The sequence below is a fragment of the Acinetobacter pittii genome, from assembly GCF_034067285.1.
Taxonomy (GTDB): Bacteria; Pseudomonadota; Gammaproteobacteria; order Pseudomonadales; family Moraxellaceae; genus Acinetobacter; species Acinetobacter pittii_E.
On record NZ_CP139286.1, the window covers coordinates 2,816,610 to 2,830,646 of the forward strand.

At 38.4% G+C, this 14,037-nt stretch carries 13 protein-coding genes; 8 read left to right on the forward strand and 5 right to left on the reverse strand.

The window, feature by feature from the left end; all coding sequences use genetic code 11:
* Window positions 1–157: 157 nt before the first annotated feature.
* The 3 genes from dut to yiaD all read right to left on the reverse strand — a co-directional run bounded on the left by dut (window position 158) and on the right by yiaD (window position 3,521).
* On the reverse strand, window positions 158–610 hold the full coding sequence (dut, locus tag SOI81_RS13260; protein WP_239976164.1) for a dUTP diphosphatase: 453 nt from the start codon (window positions 608–610) through the stop codon (window positions 158–160).
* A 24-nt stretch (window positions 611–634) separates the two neighbouring features.
* The gene (gene rep / locus SOI81_RS13265; protein WP_005070868.1) at window positions 635–2,674 is read right to left on the reverse strand and encodes a UvrD-helicase domain-containing protein; all 2,040 of its coding nucleotides are present in this window, start codon (window positions 2,672–2,674) and stop codon (window positions 635–637) included.
* Between the two features lie 193 nt (window positions 2,675–2,867).
* A complete protein-coding gene (gene yiaD / locus SOI81_RS13270; RefSeq protein WP_016141997.1) occupies window positions 2,868–3,521 on the reverse strand; it encodes an OmpA family protein in 654 nt (217 codons plus the stop codon).
* A 246-nt stretch (window positions 3,522–3,767) separates the two neighbouring features.
* Between yiaD and yihG the strand changes: the two genes are divergently transcribed.
* The 7 genes from yihG to SOI81_RS13305 all read left to right on the forward strand — a co-directional run bounded on the left by yihG (window position 3,768) and on the right by SOI81_RS13305 (window position 8,815).
* On the forward strand, window positions 3,768–4,694 hold the full coding sequence (gene yihG / locus SOI81_RS13275) for an acyltransferase (protein ID WP_239976165.1): 927 nt from the start codon (window positions 3,768–3,770) through the stop codon (window positions 4,692–4,694).
* 16 nt (window positions 4,695–4,710) lie between these two features.
* A complete protein-coding gene (locus SOI81_RS13280; RefSeq protein ID WP_016141999.1) occupies window positions 4,711–5,757 on the forward strand; it encodes a hypothetical protein in 1,047 nt (348 codons plus the stop codon).
* A gap of 120 nt (window positions 5,758–5,877) precedes the next feature.
* A complete protein-coding gene (gene minC, locus SOI81_RS13285) occupies window positions 5,878–6,606 on the forward strand; it encodes a septum site-determining protein MinC (RefSeq protein ID WP_239976166.1) in 729 nt (242 codons plus the stop codon).
* Between the two features lie 66 nt (window positions 6,607–6,672).
* Window positions 6,673–7,485, forward strand: a complete 813-nt coding sequence (gene minD / locus SOI81_RS13290; RefSeq protein ID WP_016142001.1) for a septum site-determining protein MinD — start codon at window positions 6,673–6,675, stop codon at window positions 7,483–7,485.
* Window positions 7,486–7,487: 2 nt separating this feature from the next.
* The gene (minE, locus tag SOI81_RS13295; RefSeq protein WP_000896934.1) at window positions 7,488–7,760 is read left to right on the forward strand and encodes a cell division topological specificity factor MinE; all 273 of its coding nucleotides are present in this window, start codon (window positions 7,488–7,490) and stop codon (window positions 7,758–7,760) included.
* Window positions 7,761–7,843: 83 nt separating this feature from the next.
* The gene (locus tag SOI81_RS13300) at window positions 7,844–8,131 is read left to right on the forward strand and encodes a PA4642 family protein (RefSeq protein WP_002121755.1); all 288 of its coding nucleotides are present in this window, start codon (window positions 7,844–7,846) and stop codon (window positions 8,129–8,131) included.
* Window positions 8,132–8,275: 144 nt separating this feature from the next.
* Window positions 8,276–8,815 carry a hypothetical protein gene (locus SOI81_RS13305; protein WP_239976167.1) on the forward strand — a complete coding sequence of 180 codons (540 nt, stop codon included), beginning with the start codon at window positions 8,276–8,278 and terminating at the stop codon, window positions 8,813–8,815.
* A gap of 87 nt (window positions 8,816–8,902) precedes the next feature.
* Here the strand turns inward: SOI81_RS13305 and rhtC are convergent, their stop codons facing one another.
* On the reverse strand, window positions 8,903–9,523 hold the full coding sequence (gene rhtC, locus SOI81_RS13310) for a threonine export protein RhtC (RefSeq protein WP_016142002.1): 621 nt from the start codon (window positions 9,521–9,523) through the stop codon (window positions 8,903–8,905).
* 151 nt (window positions 9,524–9,674) lie between these two features.
* Complete coding sequence (gene ftsK / locus SOI81_RS13315) at window positions 9,675–12,719, reverse strand: DNA translocase FtsK (RefSeq protein WP_239976168.1); 3,045 nt, start codon at window positions 12,717–12,719, stop codon at window positions 9,675–9,677.
* Window positions 12,720–12,988: 269 nt separating this feature from the next.
* Here ftsK and trxB point away from each other — a divergent pair, with 269 nt between their 5' ends.
* Complete coding sequence (gene trxB / locus SOI81_RS13320) at window positions 12,989–13,936, forward strand: thioredoxin-disulfide reductase (protein ID WP_057074034.1); 948 nt, start codon at window positions 12,989–12,991, stop codon at window positions 13,934–13,936.
* Window positions 13,937–14,037 lie beyond the last annotated feature (101 nt).

The window sequence follows — 14,037 nt, forward strand, 5'->3', positions numbered from 1 at the left end:
ACATAGATTATTCAAAATTTTTGAAAGGTTTGTTTGCTAAAAAAGTTAAAAGAATATTAGTAAAGCGTGTTGTAATATAATCTATTGTAACATTCAAGATGCAAAAAGAAACGCCTGACCAGCAGGCGTTTGATTTTCGTTAATATTCTCAAAAAACTTATTGTTTACCTGTGTGACCAAAGCCACCAGCCCCACGTAAAGTTTCTTCAAATTCTTCTACTTGTTCAAATTCAGCTTGTACGACTGGCACTAAAACATACTGTGCCAAGCGCTCACCAGGTTCTAAACGGAATGTCGTTTGACCTCGGTTCCAAACTGAAACCATCAATTCACCTTGATAATCCGAATCAATCAAACCAACCAAGTTACCAAGCACGATACCGTGTTTATGACCTAGACCTGAACGCGGTAAAATTAAACCAGCAAAATTGACATCATGAATATAAATTGCCATACCTGTTTTAACTAAAACAGTTTGTCCTGGTTCAATATCAATTGCTTCATCTAAACAGGCACGTAAATCTAAACCCGCTGAACCTGCTGTAGCATATGAAGGTAAAGACCATTCTTTACCTAAACGCGGATCGAGCAATTTCACTTGAACTTTCATGGGATTTCCTAAAAATTAAAAAAATTAACGCTTTAATAAAGCTTTTAAATTTGCCAGATATTGTTGAGCCTGTTCTTTAGGATCAACATTAGCCGCAATTTTCTTTTTACGCCCTAACCACTCGAGCTCATCTTGCGGAAGTTCATCAAGGAAACGACTAGGCGTCATCTGTTTCATCTGCCCGCCATTTTTACGCTGCTCGGCCAAGGTTAATGTTAAACCTTGGCGTGCACGGGTAATTCCCACGTACATGAGACGGCGCTCTTCCTCAATGGTTTCTGCTGCAATCGAGTTTTTATGCGGCAATAGCTCTTCTTCAAGACCCATAATATAAACATATGGGAATTCCAGACCTTTTGCTGCATGCAAAGTTAGTAGGTTAACTTTGTCTGTATCTTCTTCTTCCTGCTGTTGTTCTAACAGATCAAGTAAAACCAGTTTGCGAATAACGCTTTCAATGTTCTTTTCATCAACATCTTCTGCACGGTTAATCAGATTTTGAATACTGGTAAATAAGTTCTCGATGTTATCGAGCTTACTTTTCTCTTGTGCAGGTGTAGCGGACTGTTCACGAACGTAATCCATATAACCCGCTTCATTCATCATTTGACGAACTTTAGGCACAGGTTCGTCATCTTCCAAGAGTTCACGAGTAAATGTCGCAATAAAATCGGCAAACTCATGAAGTTGTGTTTCCGCCTTTTTAGGCAGCACCATGCTTAAACGCTGGTCAGCAGAAGCACCGAGTAAAGACAAATTATTTTCTTGTGAGAATAAACCTAACTTCTCAAGAGTAACTGGTCCAATTGCACGTTTAGGCGTATTAATAATACGTAAGAAAGCACTATCATCTTCTGGATTAATAATAAGACGTAAATAACTCATCACATCTTTAATTTCTGCACGCGCGAAGAACGATGTACCGCCAGAAAGTTTATATGGAATTTGCATTTGGCGAAGTTGGGTTTCTAGTACACGAGCCTGAAAGTTCCCGCGATACAACACAGCATAATCTTTCCAGTTCTTACCGTTCATCAGTTTATGAGTCAGTAGGTCTTTAACCACGCGCTCTGCTTCATCGTCATCATTACGACATGTAATGATTCGGATGACTTCACCATGTCCTTTATCACTCCACAATTTCTTATCAAAAATATGTGGGTTATTTTGAATCACACAGTTCGCTGCTTTTAAAATACGACTGGTCGATCGATAATTTTGTTCTAATTTAATGATATGTAGATTAGGGAAATCCTGTTTAAGCAAAGCCATATTTTCAGGCTTAGCACCACGCCATGCGTAGATCGATTGGTCATCGTCACCCACCGCGGTGAACTGCCCCATTACCCCAACTAACAGTTTGACCAGAATATACTGAGCCGTGTTGGTATCTTGATATTCATCGACCAATAAATAGCGTACACGGTTTTGCCATTTATCACGTACTTCAGCGTTTTCTTGCAATAAGCGTGTTGGCATAACAATCAAGTCATCAAAATCAACGGCATTGTATGCGCGTAAATTACGTTCATAAAGTTGATAGAGATGTGCAAACTGTACGTCTTCTGGTGTTTCACAAGTTGAGTGTGCTTGTTCTGGCAAAATCAGATCATTTTTCCAATCTGAAATTTTTTTCATTGCCTTGGCAATTAACTCTTTACTCTCTGCACCCGACAAATTATCGCGATGCATCAAATCCATCAAAATACGTTTACAGTCATCTGCATCCAAAATCGAAAAATTAGCTTTTAAAGGTAAATTTTTAAGTTCTAAACGTAAAAGGTTTAAACCAAAAGTATGGAAAGTAGAGACGGATAAACCTTTTGCTTCTTCACGCGACAAAAGCTTGGTCACACGCTCTTTCATTTCACGTGCAGCTTTGTTTGTGAAGGTCATCGCGGTTATACGATGCGCTGGAATACGGCAGTGTTGCACCAAATAGGCAATTTTACGAGTAATTACCGATGTTTTACCTGAACCAGCGCCAGCAAGCACCAATAAAGGGCCCTGAGTATATTTCATGGCTTCTTCTTGCTTGTTGTTCAATTGACTGGCAGATGACATCGCGTATTACCTCTTAATTTTTCGAGCATGATTATAGTCATCTCTGTTTTAGAATCCCAATAGTAAATCTATGGATATGTATAAATGATGTCTAATAATGCAATTTGTGCGCCGCAGAATGTCGTGATTATTTCTTGTACTGCACCCATAAAAAAACCACCCGAAGGTGGTTTTTAACACAATAATTTAAATCTTATTGTTTAGCATAAATGCTGATTTCTACACGGCGGTTTTGTTCACGGCCAGATGCAGTTGAGTTGTCTGCGATCGGGTTAGAAGAACCATAACCTTGTGCATCGATACGGCTAGATGGAACACCGCGGCCAGCTAAATAGTTTTTAACTGATTGTGCACGTGATTGAGATAATGGAATGTTGATAGAGTCATTACCAGTATTATCTGTATAACCCGTTACCAAAATCGCGCTCTTGTTATCTTCAGCCAATGTTTGAGCTACTTTGTCTAAAGTTGCATAGAAGTTTGGCTTGATGTTTGATTTGTTTGTATCAAAAGTGATGCTACCAGGCATGATCAATTGAACAGAACCATCTGGGTTACGGCCAACGTCTACACCAGTACCCGCCATTTGTTGACGTAGTTTTTTCTCTTTTTGATCAAGATATACACCACCAGCCGCACCAAGAACTGCACCAATTGCTGCAGCACGGTTATTTTGACGGCTAGAGTTTGCATTTGATTTAGAAATACCATAACCAGCTGCTGCACCAATTAAAGTACCTAATGCAGCTTTATCGTATTCAATGCCACCAAGATTATTACCAGTTGTTTGACAACCAGAAAGTACTACTGCTGCCCCTACCACTGTTGAAATAACTAATGCACGCATTGCATGCCTCCTCACTTTGTGTGTTTTGTTGTCTGAATGAATAATGAAACAAAAAGGGAGTATAAAACATTGATATTTTGTTAATAATAAACAGTTTAGTTATTTTTTTGTAATATTTTGATGCACTTTCAGATGCCAGCTCATCACAATTTCTTCATTGTTGTCTAAGATGTCGTTGTATTTCATATTACGATAGTTATAGTTAAACAACTTTTCTATGGATTTTAGACATTCGGGGTCATTTATATGTCAACTGCACCCAATAAGCAATCTGCGCTAAAAAAAATTACACGTGGACTCACTGTAGGTACAGTCATTACAGGAAGTACTTTTTTTCATGGCCCACCTGTTCTTGCACTAGGTCTAACCAAGCTATTAAAAAAGTCATCAAAAGTAGACGAAACTAATATTCAAATTACAAATAGCTGGTTAGGGGTAAATAATTGGCTCATTGATCATATTTTACCAAATCTAAAATGGGACATTACCATTGATGAAGGGCTTGACCTGAATATGCAAGGTCGTTATCTAATGACCTGCAATCATCAAAGTTGGGTAGACACGACTGTAAACCAATATTTTGGTTTAACCCGTATGCCCCTCACCCGTTTCTTTACCAAATGGGAACTCATCTTTATTCCTTTTGTTGGGCAAGCATTTAAAATTTTAGGCTTCCCGATGATGAAGCGTCACACCAAAGAACAAATTGCCAAAAATCCTGAACTTAAAGATCGTGACATGATGGAAGCACGTAAAGCTTGCGAACAGCTTTTAAGTCAGCCATTTACATTATTAAATTATTTGGAAGGTACGCGCTTTACCCAAGAAAAACACGACCAACAAAAATCGCCATATAAGCATTTGCTTAAACCAAAAGCAGGTGGCTTAGCACTTGCCTTAAATATTTTAGGCGACAAAATCGATGCCTTGGTTGATATGACTATTGTCTATCCTGATGGCGTACCGGGATATAGCGATTTCTGGCTCGGGGACGTTTCAAAAATTGCGGTCAACTTACGTAAAATTGAAATTCCAGAATGGGTGCTTGGCGGCAACTACGAAGATGACGCAGCTTATCGTGAACGTTTCCAGCAATGGGTTCATGAAATTTGGACCGAAAAAGATCAACTTATTGAGCAAATGAAATCTCAATATACCACTGCAAATATTTAAGAAAGCACTCGTTATTATGCAAAACAGTTCTGGGAAAAAAACCAAATACCATCATGTAGACCCAAGCAGCCTGTCCTTTAAGCTGTTTTTGGTCTATGACATCTTTATGGTGTTTATTATCATTTTTAACCTGTTCTGTCTTGCTAGTAATTTCTTTTTAATGAGCAGCATTGGGGCATGGTTCTTTGAACATATTCACTTGCCCCAAGTACTCAGCTTTTATCGTACTTCACTCCATCCGTGGGTGATCACATCAGAAGCGTGGTTTATTGGTTTTTTAATTGTTGAGTTGCTTGTCCGCTGGGCCATTGCGATCATCAATAAACACCATAAGCGTTGGTTCTTTTTCCCGTTTATTCACTGGTATGAAATTTTAGCCATTATTCCTCAGCTCCGTTTTTTACGTTTATTCCGTGCTGGGATTATTGCCTATCGCTTACATGAGTTAGGTTATCCAGTTGTTCCGGAAAGCTGGCGAAAAACTGGTTTATTTTACTATCGCGTTGTAATGGAAGAGTTGTCCGACCGTGTTGTAATTACCGTGATTGATGGTATTAGATATGAACTTGAAACCAGTTCTAGCCATAAACAGATTATTCACGACTTAGTTAATCATCATCGTGAACAATTTACTGCTACCCTAACAGCATTATTACAAGAATCTTTAGCGACTGCTTTAAAAGAACAAAAGCCTGCCATTACAAAAGGCGTTGGGAAAATTGTAGATCAGGCCATAGTAGATACGCCCGAGCTAACTCAATTATTACGCTTAATTCCTTTAGTCGGCGGTCGCATTGAACAGCAAATCCAAAGCATTGGTCAAAGATTGGGTGAGAATATTAGCGCAGGTCTAATTGAGCCTTTAATTGAGGGATCACCAAATAATCCGAACCCTACTTATCAATTAATTTCTCAAAGAGTAAGTGAGATAAATATTAATAATCGTCAGCTTGAGCAATTGGTTGAATCTGTCGTATTCGAGACACTGGAGTCTGTACGAAAACAAGTCAAGGTCAAACAGTGGCAACAAACGCTTGCGGAGTATGATCGAATCAAAGAATAAGCATTTATTTAATTTTTTATGAATCACGCTAGAGAATTGGCACAAATTGTTCTAGCATTTGCCCTATTTACAATAAACTTAACGATATTACAGCTCGTTTAACGCCTTGAAGGAAGACTTATGGCTGATATACGGATTACCGGCAGAATGGTTAACTTTAGCAGGATAACCTTCGATACCAATGATCATGATGTGATCCGCCAGCAATTATCAAATATTTTAAATGAAGGTTCCTATCAGGGAACTTTAGTGATTATTGACAGTACAGTTGAGCAAGAATTAATTGCATTAATTCAACTTCTGGTGAGCTTAGGTTTACAGCCAATGGCGGTAATCGACGGTATTTTAGGAGATGAAGCTCGCGCTATTCAATTCCCTGTTTTACCGGCAGATCAACCCTTACAGCGCATTAAAGCGACAGCTGAACAAGTTGCTATTGTGGAAAAACCTGCTACCGCCCCTGCCTCGTCTTCAGAAGAAACAAAAAAACCACTAAACAAGATAGCGGTCGCTCATATTACCTCTTATCATGATGAAATTTTGCGTACAGGCCAATCCCTTGTACAAGATAACGGCGATATTATTTTAAAGGCTGGCATGAATAGTGGTTCCGAGGTGATTGCATCAGGAAATATACATATTTATGGCACAGTTCGTGGTAGAGTCATTGCTGGTGCGGGCGGGCACGCAGCTGCACGCATTTTTTGCCAATCTTTAGAGGCTGAGCTCGTTTCCATTGCCGGAACGTATTGCGTCGCAGATGATATCCCTAAACATGTGGTAAAAAAGCCAGTACATATTTATTTAAATGAAAAGCAAGAGCTTGAATTTGAAGCTCTAGAACTTTAATTTATTAAGCAAATCACCAAAAAACAGCCCTTTTAAGGGTGTATGACCATAATAGGAGTGGATTCGGTGGCCAAAATTGTTGTCGTAACATCAGGCAAAGGTGGTGTAGGTAAAACTACAACGAGCGCATCTTTTGCAACAGGTTTAGCCCTTCGTGGTCATAAAACTGTTGTGATTGATTTTGATGTAGGCTTACGTAACCTTGATTTGATTATGGGTTGTGAGCGTCGTGTTGTATATGATTTCGTTAATGTTATTAATAATGAAGCACGTCTGCAACAAGCCCTTATTCGCGATAAAGATATCGAAAACCTTTATATTTTACCGGCTTCACAAACACGTGATAAAGATGCGTTGAGCGACGATGGTGTTGCTCGTGTTATTGATGAGCTATCTCAAGAATTTGATTACATTATTTGTGATTCACCTGCGGGGATCGAACGTGGTGCGATTTTAGCCATGTATCATGCAGATGAAGCAATCATTGTAACAAACCCTGAAATCTCTTCAGTACGTGACTCTGACCGTATTATTGGTATGTTAGATAGCAAAACCAAGAAAGTTGAACACAACGAAGGGCGTATACGTAAACATTTATGTATTACACGTTTTAACCCGGAACGTGCTGACCGTCAGGAAATGCTGACAATTGATGATATTTCTAAAGATATTTTACGCGTACCGACATTAGGTGTTATTCCAGAATGTCCAAGTGTATTACAAGCATCAAACGAGGGTAAGCCAGTTATTCTGTATTCAGAAACTAAAGCTGGTCAGGGGTATGATGATTTGGTTGCACGCTTCCTTGGCGAAGACCGTCCTTATCGACACATCACAGCTCAACCTAAAGGCTGGTTAGCACGACTATTTGGAGCGTAGATATGGCAGGATTCTGGAGTAAATTATTTAGCAGTGAAGAAAAACCATCAAGTGCTCAAACTGCCAAAGATCGTTTGAAAGTTATTGTTGCTTCTGAACAAGGTTTAGGCCGTCGTTTAAGCCAAGACAAGATTGATCAGATGAAAAAAGAAATCATGCAAGTGGTTAGTCGTTATGTTAGCGGTGTAGGTGAACAGCATATTCAAATGCAGGTTCGCTCTGAAGCTAATATTGAAATGTTAGAAATGAATATCAATTTACCTGAAGAACGATAATTCTATTTCTGACTATTCAATAAATCAGAATCAAGGCAAAATAACGCAAGTTATTTTGCCTTTTTTAAAATGAGGAGATTGTCATGGCATTATCACAGCCAGCAACTTTCAATGAAGAATGGTCCGATGAGCGTGTTTTTGCCTACCTCAACCAACTTCCTCCAAGTGGTGTGAATGCAGATTTTCATGTGCTCTACCATGCTTTCAAACATATGCGTCCAACAGACTATGAGCGTCTATTAACGCAATTTATTGCAGACGGACGTGATATTAATGCCAAAGACCCTGAAGGCCAACGCATCCACGACGTAATTGCTAAGTTTCCGCGTCAATCGGCACCATTTTTAGAAGTTCTGGCAAAGTTTGCTTAGTTTTTCTATTGAATAAAACTGCATAATTTATTTTAGTAAAACTTAAGAAATAGATTATGTGGTTTATTCAATTACCTAAATTATTTACATTTATTACAAATAATCTTAAAGTCATCAACACCATTTAATTCTAAATATAAATTTATGAACCCAGAATCTGTTAATTTAAAACAAACTCAACCCATCCAATCAAATCATATAGAAAATTTAAAAATTATTAGTGTTAATAAGTTTATCTTTCTATCCATAATTTCCTTTGGCTTATACCCAATTTGGTGGATGTTTAAAGCATGGCGATTTTTTCTAATCAAAGATAATTTAAATATTATGCCCGCTGCTCGTGCAATTTTTTCTATATTGTTTTTATATTCACTATTTAATCACATAAAAATCTATGCAAAAGAACAAGGGTATACTAATAATTTCTCTTCAGGTTGGATGTTTTTAGCATATCTAATTACATCCTTATTAGTTAGCCTACCTGATCCTTACTGGCTCATTTCTCTCTGCAGTATTATATTTTTAATACCAGCATTTAAAGCGCTTAACTATGCACAAAAACAATTAGAAACGACAATTGAACAAGAAAAATTCAATACACCTCAAATTATTCTAATTATTATAGGATCTATCATGTGGCTGCTGATTCTTTTTAGTTTTGCTATATTATTCCTATATAAGTGATCTTAAATTTAGATTATTACCATTTTAACAATACTCAAATCTAACAATTAAAAAAGCCTTTAAAAGAGGCTTTTTTCTTATCTAAACTTATCGATTACCGATCAGGAAAATACCAAATACGGTGAAAATACCACCTGAAATACCATCAATCCATTTTGAAAAATTACGATAAGCTGCTCTAAAACTCGGTAACGAGAAAATAAAGGTCACAAAGCAAAACCATAAAATTGTTTCGACTGTGACAATAATAAAGAGTAGCCAGTGGACCTGATCAAGTTGAGGATTGGCTAAAAATAAAGAGAAAACACTACCAAAATAAATAACAGCTTTCGGATTTGAGAGATTGGTTATCAAACCTTTAATAAAAAATAAGTAAGGTGCTTTGGGAAGTTCAACAGCAACATTGCCCTCTTGCTGATTTTTTGAAAAAGCTGACCGTAGCATCTGATAACCCAACCAACACAGATATAAACCACCGGCAAGCAGTAAACCTTGCTTTAACCAAGCCATTTTTTCAAATATAAGATTTAATCCCATTAGTGCCAGACAAGCCCAAAACATCACACCTGCAGTTATACCGGCAACAACCAGCATAGCGTCTTTACGAGACCGGCTAATGGCAGTTTGAGATACAAGGAAAAAATCAGGCCCAGGAGTAATAAGTGCGCAAAAGTGAATAAAGGCTAAAGTAATCAGAGCTAATAACATGTCTTTCTCCTGATTTAATTCATTGTTCTTTATTTAGGGAAAATACATTAGCATTTTTTACTAGACGATAAAATCTTTAAGTCATTTATAAAATAGGTTCACTTTTATTTTGTTTATAAAAAAGCCTCCGAAGAGGCTTAAATTATACGTATTAAACTAGAATATCTCGCTTACCATTAGGGCCCATTGAGCTCACAATGCCGTTCTCTTCCATTTGATCAATGATACGAGCAGCACGGTTATAACCAAGGCTAAATTTACGCTGTAGCGAAGATGTAGAAGCTTTCCGAGTTTCTAATACGAATGACACACATTGATCATAGAGAGCATCTCGGTCAGAACCACCCTCACCCTCTTCAAAACCACGTGATGCTGGCTCTTCATCAAATGGAGTCAAAATTTCATCAATATAATCAGGCTCGCCTCGCTCACGCCAAGCATCACAAATACGGTTTACTTCATCATCACTAATAAAAGCACCATGTACACGTTCTGGCTCAATTTTACCTGGTCCTAAGAACAACATATCACCATGACCTAACAAGTCTTCTGCACCACCAGCATCCAAAATAGTACGCGAGTCAATTTTACTGTTTACACGTAATGCGACACGCGTTGGAATATTGGCTTTAATCAAACCGGTAATAACATCAACAGATGGACGTTGAGTTGCAAGCAATAGGTGAATACCAGCAGCACGAGATTTTTGCGCCAAACGGGTAATCATTTCTTCTGCTTTTTTACCCACCTGCATAATCATGTCGGCAAACTCATCCGCAACAATCACAATAGATGGTAATGGGGTTAAACGAGGGGCGCGTTCTTGTGTCGCCGAGTCACTCGGTTTCCAAGTCGGATCAATTAGGTCTTCACCATTCGCAATCGCTTCTTCAACTTTACGGTTGTAGTCACTTAATTTACGAATTTTTAAGAACGACATAAGCTTATAACGACGTTCCATTTCATTCACACACCAGTTCAAAGCACTTACCGCATCTTTCATGTCAGTAACGACTGGAGTTAATAAATGTGGAATATCATTATAGTTTGCAAGTTCTAACTGTTTTGGATCGATTAAAATTAAACGTAATTGGTCAGGCGTATATTTAAGTAACATCGATAAAATCATCGAGTTTACTGCAACCGATTTACCTGAACCTGTCGTGCCAGCAACCAACATATGCGGTGCTTTCGCTAAGTCTGTTAATACCGGATTACCTGAAATATCTTTACCCATCGCCATACTAATTAATGCACTTGGGTCGCGATATGTTGGTGTTTCTAATAACTCAATCAAACGTACCATTTCACGGGCACTGTTTGGCACTTCAATACCAATATATGGTTTACCAGGAATGACTTCCACCACACGAACAGAAGCCATCGACATTGAACGCGCTAAGTCACGCGAGATATTCGTTACCTTAGAGGCTTTTACGCCCGGTGCTAAATCTAACTCAAAACGAGTAACAACTGGTCCTGGTTGAGCCTCTACCACCTGAGCTTTAACGTTAAATTCTTGCAATTTAATTTCAAGTAACTCAGACAAACGTGACAGTTGCTCTTCAGTAAAATTGACTTTCTTATTTGGGTCGACCTTATCAAGTAAATCAAGTCCAGGCAAAGTTGGCAAATCCAAACGCTTTTTGGCAACTTGCATTGCACGTGACATTGGTCGGCCTGATGCATCTGTTAATGGTGCATCAAAATCGAAATCGTCTTCATCAAAATCAGAATTTTCCTGCGGTTTTCCAGCAGTCTCTTGCCAAGCCTCAATAAACTCTTCTTTTGAAAGTTTGTCGGCCTGAATAGTCGTTTGAATAGGAGCTTTTACAAATGCTGAAGACTGGGCATAACTACTTGCTCTTACAGGCTCTGCTGGAGCAATGTCTTCATCTATTAATAAATCATCAAAATCTTCAAAAACTTGTTCGTTTGCTAAATTTTTAGGTGACTGATTTAAATTGGAAACAGGTGAAGACGTTTCACTCGCATTATTAAACGATTGCGAAGTTGATTCTATTTCTACATGTTGATCTTGAACAAACGGTGTATGCACATCTGTTGCAGTTTTACTGTTTGGAACAGCAGCAAGCAATTCATCAAAAATCTCATCATCATTCCAATCAAGACCATGTAAGTCTTGTTTAGGTGTAGGCTGATTCTGATTCACTTGAGAAATGGTTTGCTGGAATTGTTCACGAGCAGGCACTTGCTCAGTTGAGTCGTCAGCTGCTCTTAAAAGCGCATCAATTTCTTGCTTATGACTTGCATCATCACGCTGTAAAGCACGCCATACTTCGCCAGTCGCAACTAAACGCTGACTATCTTTTTCAAGTTTATGGGCTTGCTCAAGCGTATGCTCAAAGTTTTGAGTATTAACAACTGGCGCCTCTGCTACAGGTTCAGGGCGGCTCTGCTCTTTCGCTAACACATCTGCAAATAAACGCTCAGCAACAGCATCATGTCGTGTTGTTGCTTGAGGTTGAGCTGTTTCAGATGGAGCTGATATCTCTTTCTCATCTGAAGCATTAGCATTTGTCTCTGCATTTTGTGCAACTTTAACAGCTGCTGCTTTGTTGGCAGGTTGAGTTGTTAAGTCATAATCCGACTCACTCGGAGATACATTCTTATAAAATAAATCTTGTAAATAACTTGGTGTCGCTTTGAGCGTAACCCATGTTTTACTCCATTGCACCCCAAATGCAAGCGTAAACAAGACTACCCCGAAAACCAGTAAAAAGAAGGTCGCACCGTAAATTGTTAACAATTGAGATAGGCTTTGACCTAACTCGTAACCAATAATTCCTCCAGCTGCATTATCTAAAGTATCTGCCGGCACATTCCAGTGTAAATAAAGCAGGCTAGACACAACTAGAATTAAGAAGAATTGTGCAGCATAACGAAATGGGCGGTTTAAGAAACTACGTGGCCACCAAACCTGAATTGCTTCAATGAAAAGGAAAATTGGAATAAGCAAACTTGCCCATCCTAAAAAACCAAACAGCAAATCTGCAATCCATGCGCCAGCAATACCGCTTGCATTGGATACTTGCTGAGTATCACTGGAAATATGCATCCAGCCCGGATCAAATGGTGTATAGGTTACTGTTGCCAGAAACATATAAATACCAAAAGAAACCAAGAATAATGTCATCAATAAGCGCTGTGCATAAACACTTGACACCGCAGTCATATACTGTCCTGTAACCCATTTAATTATTGGTTTAGAGATGTGAAGAACTACATTTTAGATCTTCAACGAATGAACTTTATATTATGCACTTGTTCTTACAAAAAAGGTGCATGATTCTTTACAGTTGTTGTTAACATAAGGCACTTCTATATTGTTATATAACTTAATTCGATTGTCCTGATCAATATTATCCACATTGATTTCACGCTATTGGTCAGTAAATTCACGTATAATTTTCAAAATTCTCGAAATAAATAAGGATACCCTCAATGAGTGTTCGTCATTCTCGGTTAATTATTCTCGGTTCTGGCCCTGCGGGCTATAGTGCAGCTGTATATGCAGCACGTGCAAACCTTAAACCTACTTTAATTGCAGGTTTACAACTAGGTGGGCAACTTACAACAACAACCGAAGTTGACAACTGGCCGGGCGATCCTGAAGGTTTAACAGGTCCTGCATTAATGGATCGTATGCAAGCACATGCTGAACGCTTTGGTACAGAACTCGTCTATGACCATATTAACGAAGTGGACCTAAATGTACGTCCTTTTGTTTTAAAAGGTGACATGGAAGAGTACACATGTGACGCTTTAATTATTGCAACTGGTGCTACAGCTCAATATCTTGGCCTAGAGTCTGAACAAAAATTTATGGGCCAAGGTGTAAGCGCATGTGCAACATGTGATGGTTTCTTCTACAAAAACCAAAAAGTAATGGTTGTTGGTGGTGGTAATACTGCTGTTGAAGAAGCACTTTATCTATCAAATATTGCTTCACATGTAACACTAGTACATCGCCGTGATACTTTACGTTCTGAAAAGATTTTGCAAGATCACTTATTTGCCAAAGAAAAAGAAGGCAAAATCAGCATTATCTGGAATCACGAAGTTGAAGAAGTATTAGGTGACAATACTGGTGTAACAAGTGTTCGCCTTAAATCAACTCAAGATGACTCTAAGCAAGACGTAGAAGTTCATGGTCTATTCGTTGCAATTGGCCACAAACCAAATACTGGAATGTTTGATGGTCAATTAAACCTACGTGATGGCTATATCCAAGTACAAAGCGGTACTTCTGGTAATGCAACAGCAACTTCTGTAGCTGGTGTTTTTGCTGCTGGTGATGTCGCTGATAGTATTTACCGTCAAGCGATTACTTCTGCTGGGTCAGGCTGTATGGCTGCTCTAGATGCAGAAAAATATCTAGATAATCTTTAAATCATAGATTTCTAGAATTTAAAAACAGCCGTTCTTATAACGGCTGTTTTTTTAGAATAATGACTAGCTGACATATATTAATTTTTATAGCATAACCTTAA

Coding starts and splice junctions, on each gene's coding strand:
- dut (WP_239976164.1), bottom strand. CDS start 610: ATGAAAGTTCAAGTGAAATTGCTCGATCCGCGTTTAGGTAAAGAATGG.
- rep (WP_005070868.1), bottom strand. CDS start 2,674: ATGTCATCTGCCAGTCAATTGAACAACAAGCAAGAAGAAGCCATGAAA.
- yiaD (WP_016141997.1), bottom strand. CDS start 3,521: ATGCGTGCATTAGTTATTTCAACAGTGGTAGGGGCAGCAGTAGTACTT.
- yihG (WP_239976165.1), top strand. CDS start 3,768: ATGTCAACTGCACCCAATAAGCAATCTGCGCTAAAAAAAATTACACGT.
- SOI81_RS13280 (WP_016141999.1), top strand. CDS start 4,711: ATGCAAAACAGTTCTGGGAAAAAAACCAAATACCATCATGTAGACCCA.
- minC (WP_239976166.1), top strand. CDS start 5,878: ATGGCTGATATACGGATTACCGGCAGAATGGTTAACTTTAGCAGGATA.
- minE (WP_000896934.1), top strand. CDS start 7,488: ATGGCAGGATTCTGGAGTAAATTATTTAGCAGTGAAGAAAAACCATCA.
- SOI81_RS13300 (WP_002121755.1), top strand. CDS start 7,844: ATGGCATTATCACAGCCAGCAACTTTCAATGAAGAATGGTCCGATGAG.
- SOI81_RS13305 (WP_239976167.1), top strand. CDS start 8,276: ATGAACCCAGAATCTGTTAATTTAAAACAAACTCAACCCATCCAATCA.
- rhtC (WP_016142002.1), bottom strand. CDS start 9,523: ATGTTATTAGCTCTGATTACTTTAGCCTTTATTCACTTTTGCGCACTT.
- ftsK (WP_239976168.1), bottom strand. CDS start 12,719: ATGACTGCGGTGTCAAGTGTTTATGCACAGCGCTTATTGATGACATTA.
- trxB (WP_057074034.1), top strand. CDS start 12,989: ATGAGTGTTCGTCATTCTCGGTTAATTATTCTCGGTTCTGGCCCTGCG.